The sequence below is a fragment of the Paraburkholderia sp. BL25I1N1 genome, assembly GCF_003002025.1.
In the GTDB taxonomy this organism is placed as follows: Bacteria; Pseudomonadota; Gammaproteobacteria; order Burkholderiales; family Burkholderiaceae; genus Paraburkholderia.
Genome location: NZ_PVZB01000015.1, coordinates 151,351 through 175,001, shown reverse-complemented (window position 1 = coordinate 175,001; position 23,651 = coordinate 151,351). Strand labels below are relative to the sequence as shown.

Sequence of the window (23,651 nt, the reverse complement as noted above, 5' to 3'; positions counted from 1 at the left end):
CCGGGCGGCGTCGGGAATAAACTCGGCAAATGGCCGGTTATCCGTTGCAGAGAGTGTCCCGACGAGCTACATCGCATAGCCGCAATGCCCTGGAGGGCCGAGGTGGTCCAGACCGATTCAGAACCTGTCCGCGCGCACGGCGAGTCCGAAGCAGCGAGGAGCCGGCGCTTTCAGCAGATGGCGCTGCCGCACCTCGATGCCGCGTACAACCTTGCGCGCTGGTTGTGCGGTAACGCGAGCGATGCCGACGACGTCGTGCAGGAAGCGTTCATGCGCGCATTCCGCTTCTTCGACACGTTTCGCGGCGACTCGGCGCGGCCCTGGCTGCTGGCGATCGTGCGACGCACCTGGTACACGGAATGGCGACGACGTTCGTCGTCGCATGAGACGGTGGAGTTCGACGACACCATGGACGACGCCTCGTTCGAGGGCTGGAGCGTCGGCGGCGCCGATCCGCAGGCGCTCCTGATCCGCGACGAGGACACGAAGCGCGTGCACGAGGCGCTTGCGCAGTTGCCTGTCGAATATCGGGAAGTGCTGATGCTGCGGGAGCTGGAGGAAATGGGTTACAAGGAGATCGCCGCGGTGGCCGACGTGCCGATCGGCACGGTGATGTCCCGGCTCGCGCGGGGGCGTCGCAAGCTTGCCGCGTTGCTCATGGAGAAACAGGGGGGCGGAAGCGCGTCGCACCGGTCGTCCGCGTGCGCGGCGGCCGGCCCAGGCAGATCGGCTACGGCGAGCGTGACCCCATTGCGGGCGTCCGCCAATGGCCGGCCGCTCAACACACCCGGCGGTGCCGCCGGCAACGCTCAGGAGACGCCAGATGGACTGTAACGAAGCGCGGCCGCTCCTCGACGCGAACGCCGATCACGAATTGCCCGCGCCTGATGCGCGGCGCGTCCAGCAGCACATCGAGAGCTGCGACGCCTGCCGGCGCGAAAGCGAGAACCTGCGAGCCTTGAGTGGCGCGGTGCGCGCGCTGCCTTACCATCGTGCGCCGCAGTCGCTGCGCGAGCGGATCGTCGCCGGATTGCCGTCCGTCGACGAGCCGGTTGCGGCGGCCGAGGCGCCGGTTGCCAACGTCAAGGCGCCGCCGCGCGAGCAGGCGCGGCGCGGCTGGCTCGAGCGTTTGCTGGCTGGTATGCGTGCGCCGCAGGGTGGCTTGGGCTGGCCGACGGGCGCTGGCACGGGCGGCGTCGGCGGCGGCGCGGTGGGCTCAGGCGGCGTGTTCGGGCGCGGCTGGCTGACGGTGCTGGTGCTCGCGCTGTGCGCGGCGGCGGCTGGCGTGGCGCTGAACCTGCGTCGGCCGGCGGACTTCGGACCATTTACCGACGAGCTGATAGAAAGTCACGTGCGCGCGCAGGTCTCGGGACGGGATATCGACGTGATTTCGACGGATCGGCATACGGTCAAGCCGTGGTTCAACGGCCGGCTCGACTATTCGCCTCCGGTCGAGGATCTCGCGGCGAACGGCTTCGCGCTGGAGGGCGGCCGCCTCGATTACCTCGCGCATCAGCGGGTGGCCGTGCTGGTGTACCGCTACCAGAAGCATGTGATCGACGTGTACGTCTTTCCGCAGACCGCCTCCAGCGGCACGGCGCCGGCGACGCTCGGCCGCGAAGGCTACTCGATTGCGCACTGGAACGCGGAAGGCATGACCTGGTGGGCGATCTCGGACGCCGCGCCGGACGCGCTGAAGGGACTCGAAGTGGCACTGAAGGCGCGTCTGCAAAGCGGCAGCGAGCGCACGGAAACTGGCTCGTAGACTGCACCGGCGCGCTGGGCGGCCCTGGTGGGCCGCAGGCTGCCGGGGCTTGCGGGTGCGGCCGCTCCACACGTTCCGTCGCGCGTTTCAGGCCGCCAGGCGCAAGAAACTGTCTCCACGTCGCGGCGCCGGCGCCTAAACCTTTGAAAACACACCCGATTCGCGCCTCGCAATAACGGGATATCTTGCAACCCGGCCCCAATCGGGTTACACTCTTGGGCTTCTCACTTGCCACACCGGTTCGACGCCCGGGTGGCTTTAATCCATAAGTCAGCACAAGGAGTGAATATGCGTCATTACGAAATCGTATTTATCGTGCACCCGGATCAGAGCGAGCAAGTGCCCGCCATGATCGAGCGTTACAAGTCCACGATCACCTCGCACGGTGGCCAGATCCACCGTATCGAAGACTGGGGCCGTCGCCAACTGGCCTACATGATCGAGAAACTCGCGAAGGCTCACTACGTCTGCATGAATATCGAATGCGACCAAACCACGCTCGACGAGCTGGAACACGCATTCAAGTTCAACGACGCTGTTCTGCGTCACCTGATCGTCAAGATGAAGAAGGCCGAAACCGGCCCGTCGCCGATGATGAAGGAAGTGCAGCGCGAAGAAGCCAAGAAGTCGGCTGCTACGCAACCGTCCGAAGCGCAGGCTTAAGACACACTATTTAAGCTACCAGATCAAAGCGTCGTTCTCGTCGAAGGCTACATGAATCGGCTGCAACTGACGGCCAGCGTCGTTGAACGCGAACCGGTGCGATATACCCCCGCCGGCGTTCCGATTGCAGGCTGCACGTTGCACCACCGCACGGAAGTCGTCGAAGCCGGCATTACCCGGCAAGTCGAACTGACCATGCAGGCAGTAGCCGCAGGCGAGGCGAGCGGTAAGCTGGAAAGCTGTCAGATGGGCGTGGAAACGCTCTTCACAGGCTTTCTGGCAAAAAAGCACCGCAACGCAAGAACTCTGGTATTTCACATCACAGCATTGCAGGACATTGGAAAGGACTGAACATGCCCCGCCCGACTGGTAAGAAATTCGACAAGCGTCGTCAGCAACAAAATCCGCTCTTCAAGCGCAAGAAGTTCTGCCGTTTCACGGCCGCTGGCGTCGATCATATCGACTACAAGGACCTCGAAACGCTGAAGGACTTCATCGGCGAAAACGGCAAGATCACGCCGGCGCGTCTCACGGGTACGAAGTCGCACTATCAACGCCAGCTGGATACGGCAATCAAGCGCGCACGTTTCCTCGCGCTGGTGCCGTACACCGACCAGCACAAGGCCTAACCCGACGACGCGATAAGGAGTCTCCGAATGCAAATTATTCTTCTGGAAAAAGTCGTCAATCTGGGCAACCTGGGCGATATCGTGAAGGTCAAGGACGGTTACGCACGTAACTTCCTGATCCCGAACAAGCAAGCTCGCCGTGCAACGAAAGAAGCTTTGGCTGAATTCGAAGTGCGTCGCGCAGAACTGGAAAAAGTCGCCGCTGAAAAGCTGGCTGCTGCTACCGCTCAAGGCGAAAAGCTGGGTGGCTCGACGGTTCAGATCAATCAGAAGGCTGGCGTTGACGGCCGTCTGTTCGGTTCGGTGACGAACGCGGACATCGCTGAAGCCCTGGTCAAGCAAGGCTTCGCAGTGGAAAAGGCGCAAGTGCGTCTGCCGGAAGGCCCGCTGAAGCTGGTTGGCGAGCACGCAGTTCAGATCTCGCTGCACACCGACGTCTTGGTCGATGTGACGGTGGCTGTGATCGGCGAACACGTCTAAGCATCAGGTAGTATTTGCCAGGACGTTGCTGGCGAAGGGCAGGGGCCGGGTAACCGGCCCCTGCCTTTTTTGTGCCTGTTTTTTTGTTTTTCCCGCTCGCCGCGGCCGCTCGATTACCTGATAATTCCTCTCCATGAACGCACCGTCCAAAGATCCCCAACTCGAGTCGCTGAAAGTCCCGCCGCATTCGATCGAGGCCGAGCAATCGGTGCTGGGCGGCCTGCTGCTCGACAATGCCGCGTGGGACCGCATCGCCGATTTCCTGTCGCAGAGCGATTTTTACCGCTACGACCACCGCATCATCTTCGAGCACATCGGCAAGTTGATCGCGGCCACGCGCCCGGCCGACGTGATCACCGTCTACGAGGCGCTCGGCACCTCGGGCAAGGCGGAGGAAGTCGGCGGTCTGGCCTATCTGAATGCGCTCGCGCAGAACACGCCGAGCGCGGCCAACATCCGCCGCTACGCGGAAATCGTGCGCGATCGCGCGGTGCTGCGCCGGCTAGTCTCGGTCGCCGACGAAATCTCGGCCGACGCCTTCAATCCGCAGGGCAAGGAAGTCCGGCAGTTGCTGGATGAGGCCGAATCGAAGGTTTTTTCGATCGCCGAGGACGGCGCGCGCGGCACGCAGGGTTTCCTCGAAATTGGACCGCTGCTCACGCAAGTTGTCGAGCGGATCGACACGCTTTATCACACCGCCAATCCGAGCGACGTGACCGGCACGCCGACCGGCTTCGTCGATCTGGACCGCATGACTTCGGGCATGCACGGCGGCGAACTGATCATCGTCGCGGGTCGTCCGTCGATGGGTAAAACGGCATTTTCGATGAACATCGGCGAATATGTGGCGGTCGAGTACGGCTTGCCGGTCGCGGTGTTCTCGATGGAAATGCCGGGTTCGCAGCTCACCATGCGTATGCTCGGCTCGGTTGGACGGCTGGATCAGCACCGTATGCGAACCGGGCGCCTCACCGACGAGGATTGGCCGAAGCTCACGCACGCCGTGCAGAAAATGAGCGAAGCGCAGATTTTCATCGACGAAACCGGCGGTCTGAACCCGATGGAATTGCGCTCGCGCGCGCGGCGATTGTCGCGCCAGTGCGGCAAGCTGGGGCTGATCATCATCGACTATTTGCAGCTCATGAGCGGGTCGTCGTCAGGTGAAAACCGCGCGACCGAAATCTCGGAAATCTCGCGTTCGCTGAAGAGTCTCGCCAAGGAGCTCGACGTACCGGTGATCGCCTTGTCGCAGCTCAACCGCGGCCTTGAACAGCGCCCGAACAAGCGACCAATCATGTCCGACTTGCGCGAATCCGGCGCTATCGAACAGGATGCCGACGTGATCCTGTTCATTTACCGCGACGAAGTGTATAACCCGGACAGCCCGGACAAGGGCACGGCCGAAATTATCATCGGCAAACAGCGGAATGGTCCGATCGGCCCTGTTCGGCTCACGTTCCATGGTCAATTCACGAAGTTCGACAATTTTGCGGGCGCGCAAAATTTCTACAGCGACTAGAAACGCAATTCGCGCAGAAGTGAAGCTATAACTGGAGCGTCGTTGTAACGGCGCTTTCACAAGTGCGGCCGGGGTCTCGCAACGGTACAATGTGGCGGTTTTATGTCAGCCATAATGTGACCAATTTTCGGGATCCCAATGTTCGGTCGATTCATGCCCACCGAGGGCAAGTTCTTTGAAATTTTCAATGCGCACGCAACGTGCATCGTCTCTGCAAGCCGCGAACTCGAGCTGCTGATCGACAACCTGCAGGACGCCGAGACTCATAAGCAAAACGTGCAGAAAGCCGAGAAGGCCGCTGACAAGCTCACGCACGAAACCATCGACCTGCTGCACAAGACGTTCATCACGCCGCTCGACCGTGACGAGATCCACAAGCTGATCACCACGATGGACGACATCCTCGACCTGATGGAAGACGTCGCCACCGCCATTTCGCTGTACGACGTTCAAGCCGTGACCTCCGAGGCGAGCCAGTTGGCGCACATCTGCACGGCCACCTCCGAGCGCGTGCAGTTCGCGGTGAGCCTGTTGTCCGACATGAAGCAGGCGAGCCAGATCCTGAAGGCCTGCGAGGATATCGACCGTCTGGAATCGGAAGCCGACCGCGTGCTGCGCTCGGCCATGTCGAAGCTGTTCCGCGAAGAAGACAACGTCAAGACCCTGATCAAGCTCAAAGCGATTTACGAATTGCTCGAAACGATCACGGACAAGTGTGAGGATGTAGCGAACATCATCGAAGGCATCGTGCTGGAAAACGCATAATGCAATCGATACAACTCGCAATCTGGGTCGTCGTCGGCCTGGTCGCCGTCGCGCTGATTTTCGACTTCATGAACGGCTTTCACGACGCGGCGAATTCGATCGCCACGGTCGTTTCGACCGGCGTGCTCAAGCCGCAGCAGGCCGTGGCTTTCGCGGCGGCCTTCAACGTCATCGCGTATTTCGTGTTCCACCTGAAAGTGGCCGCAACCGTCGGCAAGGGCACGATCGACCCGAACATCGTCGACCATTACGTGATTTTCGGCGCGCTGGCCGGCGCGATCGGCTGGAACATCATCACCTGGCATTACGGCATTCCGTCGAGTTCCTCGCATGCGCTGATCGGCGGCCTGGTGGGCGCGGCGCTCGCCAAGTCGGGCTGGGGCTCGCTCAACTTCGACGGCCTGATGAAGACGGTGGCCTTCATCTTCATTTCGCCGCTGCTCGGCTTCGTGCTCGGCTCGTTCTTCATGCTGGCGGTGTCGTGGATCTACTTCCGCACGCCGCCGAGCAAGGTCGACCGGCGTTTCCGGCGCCTGCAACTGGTGTCGGCGGGTTTATACAGCCTCGGGCACGGCGGCAACGACGCGCAGAAAACCATCGGCATTATCTGGATGCTGCTGATTGCTACGGGCTATGCGTCGTCGTTCGCGGAGGCGCCGCCGCTGTGGGTGATCGGCGGCTGCTATCTTTCCATGGGCATCGGCACGCTGTTCGGCGGCTGGCGCATTGTCCGCACGATGGGGCAGAAGATCACCAAGCTCAAGCCCGTGGGCGGCTTTTGCGCGGAGTCGGGCGGCGCGATCACGCTGTTCACTGCATCGTGGCTCGGCATTCCCGTGTCCACCACGCATACGATTACCGGCGCGATCGTCGGGGTCGGCGCGACGCAGAAGCTGAGCGCGGTGCGTTGGGGTGTGGCCGGCAATATCGTGTGGGCGTGGATTCTGACGATCCCGGCTTCCGCGGCGCTCTCCGGCGCCGCCTGGTGGCTCGGCCACCGTTTCCTGTAAAACCGCGCGGCGGCGCTGCCCGCCGCGCTATCAAACTGTCCGGATTCGTAGCGCGCCGTCTAGATGAGCGGCGCGCTGGCACCGTCCATCGGGACGATTGCCCCCGTCACATAGCTCGCGCGGCGGCTCGCCAGAAATAGCGCGACGTCGGCGATTTCCTCCGGTTTGGCATAGCGGCCGAGCGGCACTTTGGCCTGCCCGCGCGCGAGCGCTTCCGCGCTCTCGACGCCTTGCTGCGTCGCTTCCAGCTTGACGGTCTCCTCGACACGCTCGGTCAGCGTCGAGCCGGGGTTGATCGCGTTGATGCGGATGCCGTAGCGCGCGTAATAGTGGGCCAGGCCGACGGTGGCGAGCATCAGCGCGGCGTTCGCGGCGCCGCCGGCAATATGGATATCGCTCGCGATCTTGCCGCCCATGCCGATAATGTTGACGATCGTGCCGGGCTCACCGCCGTTGCCGGACTTGGCGCGTTCGGCCATGCGGCGCAGTACTTCCTGCTGGGGATAGATGTAGGGGAAGTACTTCGCTTCCATGGTGGCGCGGAACGCGTCGGCGTCGAGCGTTTCCGGATCATAGCGGCGCGCGGCGCCGGCGCTGTTGATCAGTATGTCGATCGGGCCGACTGCGGTGCTGACTTCCTCGACGATATCGGCGGCGCTGTGCGGTTCGTGCAGGTCGGCGCGGGTCCGGTGCACGTGCAGGCCTTCCTGCTTCAACTGCTCGTAAGCGCGCGCGAGGTTGGCGGGATCGCGCGAGACGATCGCGACTTTGGCGCCCTCGAGCGCGAACGCGCGGGCGCACGCGAACCCGATTCCCTTGCTGCCGCCTGTGATCAACACCACCTTGTCTTTGAGCCCGAGATCCATCGTCATCACCTGCTGTCGGAAGAATATCGATGACGATAGCAGATCAGCGGGGGCGGTGTCGTGTGTGGGATCGTAGTGAGGGGGAGGATCGTGAACGACGGTGCGTCACTTGCTGTTCGTGCGCCGACGGCCGGTTGTATAACGAAATATCGACGCCAGGCGGCGCGATTTGGGCGTGGTCTGAAGTGCTGAGGGCGAATCGTGATTCGCTGGGCGGTGGTGCGCTGCGTGATGTTGTTGAACGGCTGAGCGTTAGTATCAGGTCCGCGCACCCTGGCTTGCCGCAGCCTACATCGCGTCGTATGGACACGGAAGCGGCTTGATCCACGCCTGTTTGCGCCAGGCCCACATCACGGCGTCAGAAATTGCCGTTGGCAAAGCGCGCGATCGGGTCGTCGTTGGTTTGCGTGGGCGCGGGCATGCCGCGCGCGCCTGTCGAAGCCCGCATGATCTGCACGCTGCCATTTTCGTCAGCTTGCTGCGCTTGGCGAGCCTGACGCGCGGCGACGGACGCCGGCGGCGGCGGCTCGAACGCGTCGGCGGCGGCGTCGATTGGATCGGGCGCGCGGGAGCTCGCCATTTGCGGCGCCGTGCGTGAAGCGGCCGCCTGTTGTTGAGCAGGCGCGCCGGCGATGCCGTCATAGGCGCTGGCTTGAGCGGCCGGAACCGGCGTCGGCGACACCGCGCCTGCCGCACGCGCCTGCATCTGCGCCGCGCTCAGTCCCGGCGGTGGCGGTTCGAACGGATCGGCTTGCGGCGCGGCCGCGGTCGTTGTCGATTGCGTCTCGGTGGGAGACGGCACGCGCGACGTTGCCGCGACGCGGGCTGTCTGCTGCGATTGCGATTGGGGTTGCAGCGTGCCAGCGGCATAAACCGGCGACGCCTGTGAAGCAGTCTTCGCCGACGTCGGCGCCACGGTCGCCGCCTTACCTGCATACGCCGGCACACCCGCAGCCGCCGCATAAGCTGGCGCCGTCTGCGCCACGCGCTCAGGCTGCGGCGCCGCAGCCTGATAACTCGGCGTATCGAACGGCGCCGGTGTCGCTGCCGGCGCGGCCACGCGGCGGATCCCGTCGAAACGCTTGGCCCAATACGGATTGGTCAGATAGTCGAGCCGCACCGTACCGCCGGTCGACGGTGCGTTGACGAAGCGCAGCTTGCCCACATAAATGCCAACATGCGAATGCGCGCGCCCCGTCGTATTAAAGAAAATCAGATCGCCCGGCGCGATCTCGTCCGGTTCGATCGATTCGCCGCGCCCGCTCATATCCGCCGTCGTGCGCGGCAGATTGACGGATGCCGCGCGCGACACCACATAGCGAACCAATCCGCTGCAATCGAAGCCGCTATCCGGCGTATTTCCGCCCCAACGGTATGGAATGCCGACGAGACTCATCGCCTGAATCGAGATTTCCTCGCGTCCGATGCTGTGATCGACGAAGTTCGGGAAGCCGGGCGGCGGAGCATGATAAGCGCCGTTCGCCACCACGACCGAACTGCCCGCGCGCGATGACGTTTTCTGCGGCGCGCCGGCACAGGCGGCGAGCAGCAGAACGGTCAGCAGCGAAAAGGCGAGTCGGCGCATGAAGACGAGGAGAGCGGTAAACGCCCGTTTAACGGCGAACGATGTCCGGATGGTAGCCCTTGGAACCTCGCTCCGGCAAGAATTCTTGACAAATTACTTGAAGTTCGTGCGCTAAGTGTTGCCCGACGAGAAGGTACAGTCAAGAAAAAAGCCGCGTCCGGATTACTCCGGACGCGGCTTCTAGATAACGCTAACTAATTGAAACTTAAAGAATTTCCGACGCGTAATCCGCAAGGCGCGAACGCTCGCCGCGCGCCAGTGTCACATGCCCGCTGTGCGCCCAGCCCTTGAAGCGGTCGACCACGTACGTCAAACCCGAACTGCCTTCCGTCAGATAAGGCGTATCGATCTGCGCGATGTTGCCAAGACAAATGATCTTCGTGCCCGGACCCGCGCGCGTGACCAGCGTCTTCATTTGCTTAGGCGTCAGGTTTTGCGCCTCGTCGATGATCAGATACTTGTCCACGAACGTGCGGCCACGCATGAAGTTCATGCTCTTGACCTTCAGGCGCGAGCGGATCAGTTCCTGAGTCGCGGCACGGCCCCACTCACCGGCTGCGTCGTCGGTTTTCTGCAGGACTTCGAGGTTGTCGTCGAATGCACCCATCCACGGCTGCATTTTTTCCTCTTCCGTACCCGGCAGGAAGCCGATGTCTTCGCCGACCGGCACCGTCGCTCGCGTCACGATGATCTCGTTGTAGCGCTTGTCGTCCAGCACCTGCGCGAGGCCGGCGGCGAGCGCGACCAGCGTCTTGCCGGTGCCGGCCTGACCGAGCAGCGTGACGAAGTCGATCTCCGGATTCATCAACAGGTTCAGCGCGAAGTTCTGCTCGCGGTTGCGCGCCGTGATGCCCCACACGTTGTTCTTGTGGTGCCCGTAGTCGCGCAAGGTTTGCAGCAGCGCCGTCTTGCCGTTCAGTTCGCGCACCAGCGCGTGAAACGCCGGCTCGCCGTTCTGCGGCTCCAGATAGACAAACTCGTTGACCAGCATTGAGGCGCACAGCGGACCCGTGACACGGTAGTACGTCGTACCGGTCTTGGTGTCCTGCCAGCTTTCCATGCCCTTCGCGTGCTTGGTCCAGAAATCCTGCGGCAGCGCGCGGATGCCGGAATACAGCAGATCGCTGTCTTCGAGCACCTGGTCGTTGAAGTAGTCTTCAGCGGGCAGGCCGAGCGCATGCGCCTTGATGCGCATGTTGATGTCTTTCGACACCAGCACGACCTGGCGATCCATCCGATCGCGCTGCAGCGCGCGCACCACGCCGAGGATCTGGTTGTCGGCCTTGCCTTCCGGCAAACCTTCCACCGGCTCGATGGCGTTGAGCTTGGTCTGGAAGTACAGACGCCCGGACGCCTCGCGGCTGCCCAGCCGCGCGAGCGAAATGCCGTCGGATATGTTGCCGGCGTTCGCTACCAGCGCGTCGAGCGTGCGGCTCACCTGGCGAGCGTTGCGCGCGACTTCCGACATGCCCTTCTTGTGGTTGTCGAGTTCCTCCAACGTCATCATCGGCAGATAGACGTCGTGTTCCTCGAAACGGAACAGGCAGCTCGGATCATGCATCAGCACGTTCGTGTCGAGCACGAAGAGCTTCTGCATTTCAACCGGCTCGGTGCCCGCACCGCGTTTCTTGGTGGTGCCGCGCGTAGCCGGCGCGGCAGCCGTGGGCGTGCTCGCTTCAGCCTGCTTCGCGCTCGGCGCGCGGGCCACGACCGGCTGCGCGGCCGGCTCGGCTTGCGGACGACTGGCGGGAACCGGTTGCAGCAGTGCGGCGGTCTGCTTCGTTTTGCGACCACGCGCCGGAGCAGCCTGTTCAGCGGATGCGGACGCAACAGCGGCCGCCGACGATGCCGGCACCGGCCGCAAAGTGGTCGCGGCATTGGCGGCGTGTGCCATCGGCGTGGCGACGTTCGCGCGGCCGTAGTCGGCCGACTCTGCGGATTCCCCAACGACCGCCTGTTTCTTCGCGGCCGAGCGCGCCGGGCTGGCGGCTTTGGCCTTGTATTCGTCAGGCGGCAGGAGATTGCCGAGCTTGCTGGGGGGGGTAGGCAAAGGCATGGTTTCCCTCGAATTAATCGGGTCACATATCGTGCGCCGCCTGTCGCATTCTGCCGGTGCCAGTGAGTGCGCACGCAGATTGCGCCCGGAGGCGCGCATTCGGTCTAGAGATGCCGGTTCGCCTGGTCTTCGATCGGCTCCTTAACGGATGCGCGTGGCCGAGTGAAAGAACGGCTCCGCGCAATTAAAAAAGCCGCCGCCCCGGCGTACGGGGCAAGCGGCTCGCCTACAGTGCTCGCGTTGCACCTCGCGACTCCGACGGAACCCAGGAAACGGGAAGCAGCCGTCAAGTCTGGCGCAGCGGCAAAAATTGGGTGTGTACAGGCACTCATTGCAACCCAATATAGCGCGCCTCAAAGCGCTTGTACAGCCTCCAGAATATCGTCGACGTGGCCCGGCACTTTCACGCCGCGCCACTCCTGGCGCAGCACGCCTTCAGCGTCGATGAGGAACGTGGAGCGTTCAATTCCCCGTACCTCTTTGCCATACATTTTCTTCATTTTGATGACGTTGAAGAGCGCGCACAGCGTTTCTTCAGGGTCCGAGATCAGCGGGAAGGGCAATTCGAGCTTTGCCTTGAAGTTGTCATGCGAGCGCAGGCTGTCGCGCGACACGCCGAGGATTTCCGCGCCGGCCTTCTTGAACTTCGGATACAGATCGCGGAACTGCAGACCTTCGGTCGTGCAGCCCGGCGTGTTGTCCTTCGGATAAAAATACAGCACCACCTTCTTGCCCCGCAGCTTGGACAGCGTGATCTCGCCGCCGGTAGCGGGGGCGGTGAAGTCGGGGATGGGTTGGTCGACTGCAATGGGCACGAGGTTCTCCGGTTGTGATGGCCTGCGCCGGATGACTGCGGCGGCGTCGGCCTGGCATCGAGACTTTGGGGGAGGGGCGGCCGGCGCGCGGCATGCTCTCGCGCGGCGGCGGGTCTGTCAGGGCCGGCTGCGGATCGGCCAGTCAGGGCTGGACAATCAACTCGCCGGAGCGCCCTGGAATTTCGCCCCATGTAACAGGGTACGATGGCAGCGTACTGCGGTCTAGCGTCGCGTAGTAATCACCCATCGTCGCGAAGGTATGGCCCTGCGCGCGCCAGCCTTCCAGAAGCTGCTCGAAGATCGGCGCGAGCTTTTGCCCTTCGAGTTCCGCGTGCAGCGTGAACACCTGGTCGTGCGGATTGTTTTCCGTGTGCTTCAACATCCACGCGGCGACGTTGTGCGTTTCGACACCGTCCACACCGAGCACTTCGTCGAGCGTGGGCAGCGTGGTGGGCATCTGCACGTGCGAGAGCGTGCGCCCGCCGACCACCGGCAGATACGGCGAGTGGCCGCGTCCGTCGGACGCGTAGCGCATGCCCCAGGCGTCGATCTGTTCGAACGCGTGGCCGTTCATTTGCCAGCCTGCCGCGCCATGTGTGACCGGCGGCGCGCCGAACACCTCGACGAAACGGTCGTGGCTTTGCTGCATTTGCGCCGTAGTCCATGCGCGGTCTTTCGAGCGCACGTTGTCCTGCCAATACACGTGGTCCCACGTATGAATGCCGCATTCGAAGCCGGCTTCGTGGATCGCGCGCATCTCCGCGGCCGCCTTGGCGCCGATGTCCGGGCCGGGCAGCAGCACGCCGTACATCAACTGCTTGACGCCGTAGTGTTCGACCACCGAAGTGCGCGACACCTTCTTCAGAAAGCCCGGTCGCAACACGCGGCGCATTGCCCAACCGGTGTGGTCGGGCCCGAGGCTGAAGAGGAAAGTGGCGCGCGCCTTGAAGCGGTCGAAAATGCGCGCGAGGTTCGGCACGCCTTCGCGGGTGCCGCGCAGCGTGTCGACGTCGATCTTCAGGACGATGCGAGCCAAGGATCAGCCCTTATTGCTGTTCGACGAGCGCGCGCGCTTCGCCGACGTGGCCGCGATACGCTTCGAAAATCTTGCGCAGCGCTTCGTCGAAGGTCGACTTCGGCGCCCAGTCGAGTTCCTGCATGGTGTTGTCGATCTTCGGCACGCGGTTCTGCACGTCCTGGTAGCCCGCGCCGTAGTACGCGCCCGACGAGGTCTCGACCAGTTGCACCTGCTTGGCCGTGTCCGCGTATTCGGGGAATTCGGCGGCGAGCGTCAGCATCTTGTGCGCCAGTTCACGCACCGAGAAATTGTTGGTCGGGTTGCCGATGTTGTAGATCTTGCCCGTGGCGACACCGTCTTCATTCTCGATGATCTTCATCAGCGCGCCGATGCCGTCGTCGATATCCGTGAACGCACGCTTTTGCGCGCCGCCGTCCACCAGGCTGATGTTCTCGCCGCGCACGATATGGCCGAGGAACTGCGTGACCACGCGCGAGCTGCCTTCCTTCGGCGTGTAGATCGAATCGAGGCCCGGGCCGATCCAGTTGAACGGACGGAACAGCGTGAAGTTCAGGCCTTCCATGCCGTAACCCCAGATCACACGGTCCATCAACTGCTTGGAGCAGGCGTAGATCCAGCGCGGCTTGTTGATCGGGCCGTACGACAGTTGCGATTCTTCCGGGTCGAACTGCTCGTCCGTGCACATGCCGTAGACCTCGGACGTGGACGGAAACACGAGATGCTTGCCGTACTTGACGGCCGAACGCACGATCGGCAGGTTCGCCTCGAAATCCAGTTCGAACACGCGCAACGGCTGCTTCACGTACGTGGCGGGCGTGGCGATCGCGACCAGCGGCAGGATCACATCGCACTTCTTGACGTGATATTCGACCCACTCCTTGTTGATCGTGATGTCGCCTTCGAAGAAGTGCATCCGTTCATGATTGATGAGGTCGCCCAGACGTTCGGTCTGCATGTCCATCCCGAACACTTCCCAATCGGTCGTTTCGAGAATGCGCTTGGACAGGTGATGGCCAATGAAGCCGTTCACACCCAGAATCAGGACTTTTTTCATTGATGACGGGGAGTTTGGATGAGCTGGGCAAATTCGGCCGGAGTGACGACAGACTCGCTGCCGTCGTGCTGGTGCCGCAATTCGTGGATGGCGATCGCGCGGCCGTCGCCGCATATCGCGAAAACGGCATTATCGCTTACGTGCAGGCCCGGGGGCAAATCCGAGCGAAGCGCGCCGGGCGCGGCGAGGCGCGCGCGCGCGACGATGAAACGCCGCCCGCCGAGGTCCGTGAAAGCGCCCGGGTAAGGCGGCGCGACCGCGCGGATCAGGTTGTAGACCTGCTGCGCCGTTTGCGTCCAGTCGATGCGGCCGTCTTCCGGCTTGCGGCCGCCGTAGTAGCTGCCGTGCGCGAGGTCGTTCGGCAGACGCGGCGCCTCGCCCGCCAGCAGGGACGGCAGCACGCGCCACAGCGTTTGTTCGGCGGCCACGGTGACCTTGTCGAACACCTGCGCGGCGGTGTCGTCGGGCAGGATCGGCACCGGCGTTTGCGCCAGGATCGCGCCCGCGTCCGGCTTGGCGGCCATTTCGTGCAGCGTCGCGCCGGTCTCCGTTTCGCCGTGAATCACCGCCCAATTGGTCGGCACGCGGCCGCGATATTTCGGCAGCAGTGAGCCGTGCATGTTGTAAGCGCCCCGTGCGGCGAGCGCCAGCACGTCCACGGGCAGCATGTGGCGGTAGTAGAACGAGAAGATGAAGTCCGGGCGCGCGGCGCTCACCGCGGCGCGCAGCTCGGCACTCTTCGGATCGTTCGGCGTGACGACCGGAATGCCGTGCTCGGCCGCGACCGAGGCGACGCTGCCAAACCAGATGTTTTCGCTGGGGCTGTCTTCGTGCGTGACGACGAGCGCCACGTCCACGCCGCGCGCGAGCAGCACCTGCAGACAGCGCACGCCGACGTTGTGATAGGCGAATACGACGGCGCGTGGCTTCATGGAGTCGGGCCCTGATCGAGAAGCGGCGCGGCCTGCACCGCCTGCACGACGGTCTGGCGCGGCGCTTCGGTCACGGTCGTGCCGTCGCGCTGTTCGAGAATGGTCTGCACGAGATAGCGCGGACGCGCGCGCACCTGCTGATAGATCCGGCCGATATATTCGCCGAGCAGGCCGAGCGCGAAGATGATCACGCCGAGCAGGAAGAAGGTGATAGCGAACAGCGTGAACACACCTTGCACTTCCGCGCCGATAATGAAGCGCCGAATCAGCAGCAGCACGAACAGCGCCGCGGAGCCGAGCGACAGGATCACGCCGATGAACGACAGCCATTGCAGCGGCACGACCGAAAAGCCGGTCACGAGGTCGAAGTTCAGGCGGATCAGCGAGTACAGCGAGTACTTGGATTCGCCGGCAAAACGCTCTTCGTGCGCGACCTCGATTTCGACTGGATTCTGCGCGAAGGTGTATGCGAGCGCCGGAATGAACGTGTTGATTTCGCCGCAGCGATTGATCGTGTCGACAATGTGCCGGCTGTACGCGCGCAGCATGCAGCCCTGGTCGGTCATCTTGATGCGGGTGATGCGCTCACGCAGCCGGTTCATCACGCGCGAGGCCTTGCGGCGCCACAGGCTGTCCTGGCGCTGCAGGCGAATCGTGCCGACGTAGTCGTAGCCTTCGCGCATCTTGTTGACCAGCTTGGCGATTTCTTCCGGCGGATTCTGCAGGTCGGCGTCGAGCGTGATGACGATCTCGCCGCGCGATTGCTCGAAGCCCGCCAGAATCGCCATATGCTGGCCGTAGTTGCCGTTCAGCAGGATCACGCGGGTCGTGTCGGGACGCGCGCGGAACTGTTCGGCGAGCAGGGCGGCGGATTTGTCGCGGCTGCCGTCGTTGATGAAGATCACTTCATAACCGGCGCCGAGCGCGTCGAGCGCCGGATACAGGCGCGCGAACAGCGCGGCCAGACCGGCTTCCTCGTTGTACACCGGGATGATGACCGACACTTCCGGCGTATCCGACGCTGCAGCGCGATGTTCCGAATAAATCATTTCCGCTTATTTTCCGTATTGTTCGCAAATTTCATTGACCGCGCGGCACACGCGCTCCACGTCGCCTTCGTTCATCAACGTGAAGAGCGGTAGCGTGACGTTGGTCGCGCCGAACTTCTCCGCATGCGGGAACATGCCTTCCTTGAAGCCGCGCGCGCGATACAGCGAGAACAGGTGGATCGCCGGGTAGTGCACGCCCGAACCGATGCCGCGTTCCTTCAATTGACCCATGAAACCGGCGCGGTCGATCGACAGTCTGTCGAGCGGCAGCGTGATCTGGAACATGTGCCAGTTGCTGTTTTTATAGTCAGCAAATGGCAGGCCGACTCCCAGTTTGAGCGCCGCGCCGCCTTCCAGACCCGCGAAATACGCGCGCACGAGCTTCCTACGCTGCGCGAGGAAGCGCTCCAGATGCGGCAGCTGGCCGAGGCCGACGCGCGCGGCGACGTCCGTCAGGTTGTACTTGCCGCCCAGCACGTCGCAGTCCATGCCGTCGAAGCCGGTGCGTGTGATGCCTTGCAGCCGGTACTTCTGGGCGAGGATCGCTTCTTCCTCGTTGTTCAGCACCAGCGCGCCGCCCTCGATCGAGGTGAGGTTCTTGTTCGCGTGAAAGCTGAACGAAACCATGTCGCCCAGCTTGCCGATGCGCTCGCCGTTCCATGTCGAGCCGAACGCTTGCGCGGCGTCTTCGATCACGCGCAGTTTGTGCGCGCGGGCGATTGCGTAAAGACGGTCCATGTCGACCGGTAGGCCCGACAGGTACACCGGAATCAGCGCCTTGGTGCGCGGTGTGACGGCTTTTTCCAGCAGGTCGAGGTCGATGTTGCGCGTGACCGGGTCGATGTCGGCGAACACCGGCGTCGCGCCGACTTCATAGATCACGTTGCTGGTCGACACCCACGAGGCCGGTGTGGTGATGACTTCGTCGCCTTCGCCCACGCCGGCGATACGCAGGCCGATTTCCAGGGTTGCCGTGCCGGAATTGAACGTGCGCACCGGACGTCCCCCGCAGAACTCGGAAAGCGCCGCTTCGAACTTCTGGTTCTGCGGACCGGTGGTGATCCAGCCGGAGCGCAGCACGTCGGCGACGCCCTGAATCGTTTCCTCATCGATCTCGGGTTTGACAAAGGGCAAAAACGGGACTGTTGACTGGGTCATGAATGCTTCGCTCGATTGAAAGAGGCGCAACCCGCAGGGCGCGCAGGACACCACACACTACGCGCAAAACCCGGGGTCGCGGCAAAAAGGGCGCAACCGCGCAGCATACCGTGGTCAACCTTACGGATTCCTTAGACGGCCGGGCTGTCCGCTTACGGAATCTTTTGCCGTCTGGATCTTCCCAGCCGGCGCCGGCGATAAACAGTAATAAATTGTGTCGGGCACACCTTGCCTTGGACAGTGGCGCCTAGCTGCGCGCCAGCACCACCACGCCGACCAGGATGATGCCGATGCCGATCAGCTTCTGTACTGACAGCACTTCGCCGAACAGGTACCACGCCGCGAACGCGTTGACGATGTAGCCGAGAGACAGCATCGGATAGGCGATCGACACGTCCACCCGCGACAGCCCGATGACCCACACTGCCACGCTGATCACATAACAGGCCAGGCCGCCGATGATCGGCGGCTGGGTTGCCAGGCGAAAGGCGATGGGCAGGATGTTCGCACGGGTGAATTCGAAGTGTCCAACGGCATTCGTACCGGCTTTGAGCAGCAACTGCGCACCGGCGTTCAACGTGACGCCTGCAAGAATGCAAAAGAGGGAAATCGGGTTCATCGAACGGTTAGATCCTGATATGGGGTCATTGTTGTGCTTTTTCTACCGGCGTCGGCGCAGGCGCTTCGGCGGCGGCCGCGCCGGCCGCCGTGGGCGTGGCCGTCGGCTTTTCCACCACCACGCGGCGCGAGTCGCGGGCGATCACCCGCATCGGCAGGCCTTCCTTGAGGAGACGGTCGTAGGTGCCCGGCGGTATCAGGGCAAGCGCATAGCGGTCGGCCTTCCAGCGCTCGACCCAGGCATCGATGGAGGGAATCCATTTCTGCGGCTCGACGGACACGCCGAACGCGAGTTCGTCAGGGTGCTCGACCATGATCATGGTGTGGTCGACATAGAACGGCATGGTGTGGTCGAGTACGCCCACAGAGTAGAACGGCGTATCCGCCGGCAGTTTCGCGATCTCGGTCTTGATGGCCGGCGCGAGCGGCGCGCCGGAGCTCAGGCGGCCGAACACGTCGTGACCCGTACCGGCAATGGTGCCGAGCAGCAGCCACGCCGCGCCGAAGGTGGCGACGGCGCCGAGGCTGCCGGCCCGGCCGCGGCGGTTCAGCCACAACGCGGCCAGCGTCATCACGAAGGCGACGGCCAGCGCCGCCAGCACCCACGTGCGGTACTCGGCGTACAGCTCGGCCGGATTGCGGGCGCTGCCGAAGCGCGCCATGAACAAGGCGGCGAATGCGGCGACTACGAGAAAAAGTGCATAGCCGGCGAGGTGGCGGCGCAACTGCTCGCGCGTGACGAGCGGCAGATACATGCCGATCAGGAGCGCGATCGGCGGCGCGATCGGCAGCGTGTAGGACAGCAGCTTCGAGTGCGACGCGCTGAAGAACAGGAAGATGAAGACGGTCCACGTCAGCATCAGCGTGACCGGCGCGAAGCCGTTCGGCTGGCGCGGCAGACGCCACGCGTGGCGCACGCTTTGCAGCGTCACCGAAAGCCACGGCAGAAAGCCCACGATCAGCACCGGCACGAAGTAGTAGAACGGCCCCGGACGGTTCTGCTCAGGCGTCAGATAGCGCTTGAACTGCTGAACGATGAAGAAGAAGTTCAGGAATTCCGGATTGCGCTGTTGCACCAGCACGAACCACGGCGTGACGATCGCGAAGAACACGATCAGGCCGCCGATCAGATGCAGGCGCTTCCACACGGCCCAGTCGCGCGCGATCACCGTGTACAGCACGAGTACCGCGCCCGGCAGGATCACGCCGACAAGGCCTTTGGACAGCACGGCCAGCGCCATCGAACCCCAGCACACCCACATCCAGCCGCGCACGCTGCCGGTCGGCAGGTTGGGGCGCTGCGCGAGCAGCAGCGCGCACAGCGTCAGCTCCATCCAGAACGACAGGCCCATGTCGAGCGTGTTGAAATGGCCCATCAGGTTCCAGTACGGCGACGTGGCCAGCACGATCGCCGCGAACACGCCAGTCGCCGCGTTGAACACGCGCGCGCCGGTAAAGCCGACCAGCAGCACGCCGGCAAAGCCCGTCAGCGCCGTATAGAGCCGCGCCTGCCATTCGCCGACGCCGAACCACGCGAACGTGAGCGCGTTCGCCCAGGTCTGCAGCGGCGGTTTCTCGAAATACTTGTAGCCGTTGTAGCGCGGCGTGATCCAGTCGCCGGTGACGAACATCTCGCGCGCCATTTCGGCGTAGCGGCCTTCGTCGCTAGGCAGGAGATGGCGCCAGCCGAGCGGCACGAACCAGATCACGGCAAGGGCCAGCACCAGCAGCAGAATCGTAGTGCGGTTGAGCGGTAGCCTCGTCGGCGTATCGTTCATGGATTTCAACCTTTGTGGCGACGCCGCGCAGGCGGCGAAGCGGTGTTGTTTGGAAATGGCGACCGGTCGGGCGCGGCTGTTAGCGGAGCGGCCGGCGCTTTGCCAGACGGCCACTCCCGGGGCGCGCGAGCATGAGACTGGCCGCGCCGCGTTCTGGTTGCCTTGCCACGCGCCGTCAGTTCGACGGCGGCGCTGCGGCACCTTCCTTCGACAGATCCTTCTCGGCTCGCGCAGGCGTGCCAAGGCTGCCGTTCCAGCAATCAATGGCGCGCAGTGTACGTGATCGGCCGTGACTCGGCCAGGGCGCGCAGTTCGGCGCCGGCGGCGCCGATGCTTCCGATACGGACGCGCAGCGGCCTCGTACTCGCATCGCAAACCACGCGCACGAGACCGGCGCCGCCTTGGCTCTAGGCCTCGATCAGCAGCGCGGCCGCGACCTTGCGGCCCTCGGCCATCAGAATGTTGTAGGTGCGGCAGGCGGCTTTGAAGTCCATCGTCTCCACGCCGATGCGCTTCGCCGTGAGCGCGGCGGTCAGGCGCGGATGCGGAAAGCGCAACCGTTCGCCGCTTCCGAACACGACCACTTCGGGCGCGGAGTCGACCAGCATGGCGAAGTGCTCTGCGCTCAGCTGCTCGAAAGAGGAGACGGGCCAAGCAATGACCGGCGCGTCCGGCAGCACGAGAATGCTGCTCGAGTGGCGCACCAGATTGATTTCGACATAGTCGGCGCCGTAGCCGGTCACGGTATTGAGGGCGCCGCTCGAATCCTGATGTAGTTTCAAATTGGTTTTCCGAAGTCGTCGTGAGACATCATGCGTGTGGCCGGCCTGACCGATGCAGCGGGGGCAGGGCGATTCGACGCGAGTGGGACACGCGCATGGGGTACTAGCGGGACAGAAGCGGCCGAAAAGGCTTGCCGTTGCGGTTGGTGCATTGCGGAAGTCGGCCAAAATCCGCTAAATTATAACTTTTTAGCCGCCTTGCGGCGCCCCTCGCTCATGTGCCGCCACAAGCCGCGCGGAGTCCACGGGTGCGGCCCACCGGCTACCCGCCTGGTTTTGCCCGCTTTCGGCCGCTTTCGTCTGCAATTGTCTGTGTGGTTCTTCTCGCCGCCGCTCCGGTGCCATTGAGCGCCGGTGCGCCTGAGGAACGCACGCCTGTTCGCCCCCGCCATCAACCAGGATGAAGTGCCCGCCGTGAAACCGATTCTCAAATCCAACAAGTTGTTGAATGTCTGCTACGACATTCGCGGGCCCGTCCTCGAACACGCGAAGCGGCTCGAAGAAGAGGGCCACCGTATCATCAAGCTGAACATCGGCAATCTCGCGCCGTTCGGCTTCGACGCGCCGGACGAAATCATTCAGGACATGATCCTGAACCTGCCGGGCTCGTCGGGTTACTCCGATTCCAAGGGTGTGTTCGCCGCGCGCAAGGCGATCATGCATTACACGCAGCAAAAGGGCGTGCACGGCGTCGAACTGGACGACATCTACATCGGCAACGGCGCCTCCGAGCTGATCGTGATGGCGCTGCAAGGTCTGCTGAACGACGGCGACGAAGTGCTGCTGCCCGCTCCCGATTACCCGCTGTGGACCGCCGGCGTGAGCCTGTCGGGCGGCACGCCGGTGCACTATATCTGCGACGAGTCGAATAGCTGGATGCCCGACCTCGACGACATTCGCGCGAAAATCACGCCGAACACGCGCGCGCTCGTGGTCATCAACCCGAACAACCCGACCGGCGCGCTGTATTCGGACGAACTGCTGCTCGGCCTGATCGAAATTGCGCGCCAGCACGGCCTCGTGATCTTCGCCGATGAGGTCTACGACAAGATCGTCTACGACGGCAAGAAGCACACGTCGATGGCGGCGCTCTCCGAAGACGTGCTCACGGTCACCTTCAACAGCTTGTCGAAAAGCTACCGTTCGTGCGGCTACCGCGCCGGCTGGATGTTCATCTCCGGCCTGACCGCCGGCGAGAATCGCCGTCACGCCAAAGACTACTTCGAAGGGCTCGGCATTCTGGCGTCCATGCGCCTGTGCCCGAACGTGCCCGGCCAGTACGCGATCCAGACCGCGCTCGGCGGCTATCAGAGCATCAACGACCTGATCGTGCCGAGCGGGCGCCTGTACAAACAGCGTGAACTCGCGTATGACATGTTGACGGCCATCCCCGGCGTGAGCTGCGTGAAGCCCGAGGCGGCGCTGTACATGTTCCCGCGTCTGGACCCGAAGATTTATCCGATCCAGGACGATCAGCAATTCATCCTCGACCTTCTGCTGGAAGAGCGCGTGCTGCTCGTGCAGGGCACCGGCTTCAACTGGCCGACGCCGGATCACTTCCGCGTCGTGTTCCTGCCGAACGTGGACGATCTCGCGGATTCGATCAACCGCATTGCGCGCTTCCTCGACGGTTACCGCAAGCGTCACTCTGCCTAGCGCACAATAGAGCATACGACGCGGCTCCCACCGCGTCGCGCCGTCCGCCGGGCGCCACCCGTTTCCCTTTTAATCATCTACTCGAAAACACACGCTGCATGGAACCGATCAAAGTTGGACTGCTGGGCTTCGGCACGGTAGGCAGCGGCACCTTCACGGTACTGCGCCGCAATCAGGAAGAAATCAAACGCCGCGCGGGCCGCGGCATCGAGATTGCGCGCATTGCCGTGCGCAATCCCGCCAAGGCGACCGCGGCGCTCGGCAGCGAAGCCAGCACCGTGGCGCTGACCGATGACTTCAACGCGGTGGTCGACGACCCGTCGATCGATATCGTGGCCGAAATGATCGGTGGCACAGGCGTGGCGCGCGAGCTCGTTCTGCGCGCGATCAAGAACCGCAAGCACGTGGTCACCGCCAACAAGGCGCTGCTCGCGGTGCACGGCACGGAGATCTTTGAAGCGGCGCGCGCCAACGGCGTGATGGTGTCGTTCGAGGCGGCGGTGGCGGGCGGCATTCCGATCATCAAGGCGCTGCGCGAAGGGCTGACGGCCAATCGCATCCAGTACATCGCGGGCATCATCAACGGCACCACGAACTACATCCTTTCGGAAATGCGCGACCGTGGGCTCGATTTCGCAACCGCGCTGAAAGCCGCACAAGAACTGGGTTACGCCGAAGCCGATCCGACCTTCGACATCGAAGGCGTGGACGCCGCGCACAAGGCGACCATCATGAGCGCGATCGCGTTCGGCGTGCCGGTGCAGTTCGACAAGGCTTACGTCGAAGGCATCAGCAAGCTGGCGGCGATCGACATCAAATACGCCGAGGAACTCGGCTACCGTATCAAACTGCTCGGCATCACGCGCCGTACAGACAAAGGCATCGAATTGCGCGTGCATCCCACGCTGATTCCGGAAAAGCGCCTGCTGGCGAACGTGGAAGGCGCGATGAACGCGGTCGTCGTACACGGCGACGCGGTCGGCACCACGCTTTACTACGGCAAGGGCGCGGGCGCCGAGCCCACCGCTTCCGCCGTGGTGGCCGATCTGGTCGACGTGACGCGTCTGCACACGGCCGACCCGGAGCATCGCGTGCCGCATCTGGCGTTCCAGCCGGACAGCCTGTCGAGCACCCCGATCCTGCCGATCGACGAAGTCACGAGCGGCTACTACCTGCGTTTGCGAGTGGCGGACGTAACCGGCGTGCTGGCCGACATCACGCGCATTCTGGCCGACACCGGCATTTCGATCGACGCGCTGCTGCAGAAGGAATCGGAGCAGGTCGACGCGAACGGCAAGGGCGAAACCGACATCATCCTGATTACGCACGAAACGGTTGAGAAGAACGTCAACGCCGCGATCAAAACGATCGAAGCGCTGAAGACCGTTGTCTCGCAAGTCACGAAGCTGCGCATGGAAGCGCTGAACTAGGC

Annotated in this window: 23 protein-coding genes; 11 read left to right on the top strand and 12 right to left on the bottom strand. The window is 63.4% G+C overall.

Annotated elements, in window-relative coordinates; translation table 11 throughout:
- Window positions 1–102 precede the first annotated feature (102 nt).
- From B0G73_RS23125 to B0G73_RS23085, 9 genes are all read left to right on the top strand, one after another.
- Window positions 103–834: an RNA polymerase sigma factor gene (locus B0G73_RS23125; protein ID WP_106283577.1), complete on the top strand. Its 732-nt coding sequence runs from the start codon at window positions 103–105 to the stop codon at window positions 832–834.
- Window positions 824–1,765: an anti-sigma factor gene (locus tag B0G73_RS23120; RefSeq protein ID WP_106283576.1), complete on the top strand. Its 942-nt coding sequence runs from the start codon at window positions 824–826 to the stop codon at window positions 1,763–1,765. The genes B0G73_RS23125 and B0G73_RS23120 overlap by 11 nt, the downstream gene beginning before the upstream one ends.
- A gap of 288 nt (window positions 1,766–2,053) precedes the next feature.
- Window positions 2,054–2,428: a 30S ribosomal protein S6 gene (rpsF, locus tag B0G73_RS23115; protein WP_006048823.1), complete on the top strand. Its 375-nt coding sequence runs from the start codon at window positions 2,054–2,056 to the stop codon at window positions 2,426–2,428.
- Window positions 2,429–2,479: 51 nt separating this feature from the next.
- Window positions 2,480–2,779, top strand: coding sequence for a primosomal replication protein N (priB, locus tag B0G73_RS23110; protein WP_035550556.1), 300 nt, complete (start codon window positions 2,480–2,482; stop codon window positions 2,777–2,779).
- A gap of 2 nt (window positions 2,780–2,781) precedes the next feature.
- Window positions 2,782–3,057, top strand: a complete 276-nt coding sequence (gene rpsR, locus B0G73_RS23105; protein WP_007182109.1) for a 30S ribosomal protein S18 — start codon at window positions 2,782–2,784, stop codon at window positions 3,055–3,057.
- 27 nt (window positions 3,058–3,084) lie between these two features.
- Window positions 3,085–3,537 carry a 50S ribosomal protein L9 gene (gene rplI / locus B0G73_RS23100; protein ID WP_106283575.1) on the top strand — a complete coding sequence of 151 codons (453 nt, stop codon included), beginning with the start codon at window positions 3,085–3,087 and terminating at the stop codon, window positions 3,535–3,537.
- Between the two features lie 133 nt (window positions 3,538–3,670).
- Window positions 3,671–5,056, top strand: coding sequence for a replicative DNA helicase (locus tag B0G73_RS23095; RefSeq protein ID WP_074763850.1), 1,386 nt, complete (start codon window positions 3,671–3,673; stop codon window positions 5,054–5,056).
- A gap of 138 nt (window positions 5,057–5,194) precedes the next feature.
- Window positions 5,195–5,821 (top strand): DUF47 domain-containing protein, encoded by a 627-nt coding sequence (locus B0G73_RS23090; protein ID WP_012432805.1) that lies wholly within the window; start codon window positions 5,195–5,197, stop codon window positions 5,819–5,821.
- Complete coding sequence (locus B0G73_RS23085) at window positions 5,821–6,831, top strand: inorganic phosphate transporter (RefSeq protein ID WP_106283574.1); 1,011 nt, start codon at window positions 5,821–5,823, stop codon at window positions 6,829–6,831. Before B0G73_RS23090 ends, B0G73_RS23085 begins: the two co-directional genes overlap by 1 nt.
- Window positions 6,832–6,890: 59 nt before the next feature.
- Here the strand turns inward: B0G73_RS23085 and B0G73_RS23080 are convergent, their stop codons facing one another.
- The 12 genes from B0G73_RS23080 to B0G73_RS23020 all read right to left on the bottom strand — a co-directional run bounded on the left by B0G73_RS23080 (window position 6,891) and on the right by B0G73_RS23020 (window position 20,563).
- The gene (locus B0G73_RS23080) at window positions 6,891–7,697 is read right to left on the bottom strand and encodes an SDR family oxidoreductase (RefSeq protein ID WP_106283652.1); all 807 of its coding nucleotides are present in this window, start codon (window positions 7,695–7,697) and stop codon (window positions 6,891–6,893) included.
- Between the two features lie 358 nt (window positions 7,698–8,055).
- Window positions 8,056–9,282: a C40 family peptidase gene (locus tag B0G73_RS23075; protein ID WP_106283573.1), complete on the bottom strand. Its 1,227-nt coding sequence runs from the start codon at window positions 9,280–9,282 to the stop codon at window positions 8,056–8,058.
- 205 nt (window positions 9,283–9,487) lie between these two features.
- Window positions 9,488–11,338 (bottom strand): PhoH family protein, encoded by a 1,851-nt coding sequence (locus B0G73_RS23070; RefSeq protein WP_106283572.1) that lies wholly within the window; start codon window positions 11,336–11,338, stop codon window positions 9,488–9,490.
- 353 nt (window positions 11,339–11,691) lie between these two features.
- A complete protein-coding gene (locus tag B0G73_RS23060) occupies window positions 11,692–12,153 on the bottom strand; it encodes a peroxiredoxin (protein ID WP_073426815.1) in 462 nt (153 codons plus the stop codon).
- 142 nt (window positions 12,154–12,295) lie between these two features.
- Window positions 12,296–13,189, bottom strand: coding sequence for a polysaccharide deacetylase family protein (locus B0G73_RS23055; protein ID WP_106283571.1), 894 nt, complete (start codon window positions 13,187–13,189; stop codon window positions 12,296–12,298).
- A gap of 10 nt (window positions 13,190–13,199) precedes the next feature.
- Complete coding sequence (locus B0G73_RS23050) at window positions 13,200–14,246, bottom strand: bifunctional UDP-4-keto-pentose/UDP-xylose synthase (protein ID WP_106283570.1); 1,047 nt, start codon at window positions 14,244–14,246, stop codon at window positions 13,200–13,202.
- Window positions 14,243–15,178, bottom strand: a complete 936-nt coding sequence (locus tag B0G73_RS23045) for a formyltransferase (protein WP_106283569.1) — start codon at window positions 15,176–15,178, stop codon at window positions 14,243–14,245. Before B0G73_RS23045 ends, B0G73_RS23050 begins: the two co-directional genes overlap by 4 nt.
- Window positions 15,175–16,227 carry a glycosyltransferase gene (locus B0G73_RS23040; protein ID WP_106283568.1) on the bottom strand — a complete coding sequence of 351 codons (1,053 nt, stop codon included), beginning with the start codon at window positions 16,225–16,227 and terminating at the stop codon, window positions 15,175–15,177. Before B0G73_RS23040 ends, B0G73_RS23045 begins: the two co-directional genes overlap by 4 nt.
- Before the next feature lie 6 nt (window positions 16,228–16,233).
- A complete protein-coding gene (locus B0G73_RS23035) occupies window positions 16,234–17,385 on the bottom strand; it encodes a DegT/DnrJ/EryC1/StrS aminotransferase family protein (protein ID WP_106283567.1) in 1,152 nt (383 codons plus the stop codon).
- Between the two features lie 247 nt (window positions 17,386–17,632).
- The gene (locus B0G73_RS23030; RefSeq protein ID WP_106283566.1) at window positions 17,633–18,004 is read right to left on the bottom strand and encodes a multidrug efflux SMR transporter; all 372 of its coding nucleotides are present in this window, start codon (window positions 18,002–18,004) and stop codon (window positions 17,633–17,635) included.
- 25 nt (window positions 18,005–18,029) lie between these two features.
- The gene (locus tag B0G73_RS23025) at window positions 18,030–19,781 is read right to left on the bottom strand and encodes a glycosyltransferase family 39 protein (RefSeq protein WP_106283565.1); all 1,752 of its coding nucleotides are present in this window, start codon (window positions 19,779–19,781) and stop codon (window positions 18,030–18,032) included.
- Between the two features lie 407 nt (window positions 19,782–20,188).
- Complete coding sequence (locus B0G73_RS23020) at window positions 20,189–20,563, bottom strand: Mth938-like domain-containing protein (RefSeq protein ID WP_106283564.1); 375 nt, start codon at window positions 20,561–20,563, stop codon at window positions 20,189–20,191.
- A 405-nt stretch (window positions 20,564–20,968) separates the two neighbouring features.
- Here B0G73_RS23020 and B0G73_RS23015 point away from each other — a divergent pair, with 405 nt between their 5' ends.
- Complete coding sequence (locus B0G73_RS23015) at window positions 20,969–22,219, top strand: pyridoxal phosphate-dependent aminotransferase (protein WP_106283651.1); 1,251 nt, start codon at window positions 20,969–20,971, stop codon at window positions 22,217–22,219.
- 98 nt (window positions 22,220–22,317) lie between these two features.
- Complete coding sequence (locus tag B0G73_RS23010; protein WP_106283563.1) at window positions 22,318–23,649, top strand: homoserine dehydrogenase; 1,332 nt, start codon at window positions 22,318–22,320, stop codon at window positions 23,647–23,649.
- Window positions 23,650–23,651 lie beyond the last annotated feature (2 nt).

Excerpts from the sequence above, each read along its gene's own strand:
- B0G73_RS23075 (WP_106283573.1), bottom strand. The coding sequence starts at position 9,282 with ATGCGCCGACTCGCCTTTTCGCTGCTGACCGTTCTGCTGCTCGCCGCC.
- B0G73_RS23070 (WP_106283572.1), bottom strand. The coding sequence starts at position 11,338 with ATGCCTTTGCCTACCCCCCCCAGCAAGCTCGGCAATCTCCTGCCGCCT.
- B0G73_RS23045 (WP_106283569.1), bottom strand. The coding sequence starts at position 15,178 with ATGAAGCCACGCGCCGTCGTATTCGCCTATCACAACGTCGGCGTGCGC.
- B0G73_RS23095 (WP_074763850.1), top strand. The coding sequence starts at position 3,671 with ATGAACGCACCGTCCAAAGATCCCCAACTCGAGTCGCTGAAAGTCCCG.
- B0G73_RS23050 (WP_106283570.1), bottom strand. The coding sequence starts at position 14,246 with ATGAAAAAAGTCCTGATTCTGGGTGTGAACGGCTTCATTGGCCATCAC.
- B0G73_RS23120 (WP_106283576.1), top strand. The coding sequence starts at position 824 with ATGGACTGTAACGAAGCGCGGCCGCTCCTCGACGCGAACGCCGATCAC.
- priB (WP_035550556.1), top strand. The coding sequence starts at position 2,480 with ATGAATCGGCTGCAACTGACGGCCAGCGTCGTTGAACGCGAACCGGTG.
- rpsR (WP_007182109.1), top strand. The coding sequence starts at position 2,782 with ATGCCCCGCCCGACTGGTAAGAAATTCGACAAGCGTCGTCAGCAACAA.
- B0G73_RS23010 (WP_106283563.1), top strand. The coding sequence starts at position 22,318 with ATGGAACCGATCAAAGTTGGACTGCTGGGCTTCGGCACGGTAGGCAGC.
- B0G73_RS23035 (WP_106283567.1), bottom strand. The coding sequence starts at position 17,385 with ATGACCCAGTCAACAGTCCCGTTTTTGCCCTTTGTCAAACCCGAGATC.
- B0G73_RS23080 (WP_106283652.1), bottom strand. The coding sequence starts at position 7,697 with ATGGATCTCGGGCTCAAAGACAAGGTGGTGTTGATCACAGGCGGCAGC.
- rplI (WP_106283575.1), top strand. The coding sequence starts at position 3,085 with ATGCAAATTATTCTTCTGGAAAAAGTCGTCAATCTGGGCAACCTGGGC.
- B0G73_RS23090 (WP_012432805.1), top strand. The coding sequence starts at position 5,195 with ATGTTCGGTCGATTCATGCCCACCGAGGGCAAGTTCTTTGAAATTTTC.
- rpsF (WP_006048823.1), top strand. The coding sequence starts at position 2,054 with ATGCGTCATTACGAAATCGTATTTATCGTGCACCCGGATCAGAGCGAG.
- B0G73_RS23030 (WP_106283566.1), bottom strand. The coding sequence starts at position 18,004 with ATGAACCCGATTTCCCTCTTTTGCATTCTTGCAGGCGTCACGTTGAAC.
- B0G73_RS23025 (WP_106283565.1), bottom strand. The coding sequence starts at position 19,781 with ATGAACGATACGCCGACGAGGCTACCGCTCAACCGCACTACGATTCTG.
- B0G73_RS23085 (WP_106283574.1), top strand. The coding sequence starts at position 5,821 with ATGCAATCGATACAACTCGCAATCTGGGTCGTCGTCGGCCTGGTCGCC.
- B0G73_RS23040 (WP_106283568.1), bottom strand. The coding sequence starts at position 16,227 with ATGATTTATTCGGAACATCGCGCTGCAGCGTCGGATACGCCGGAAGTG.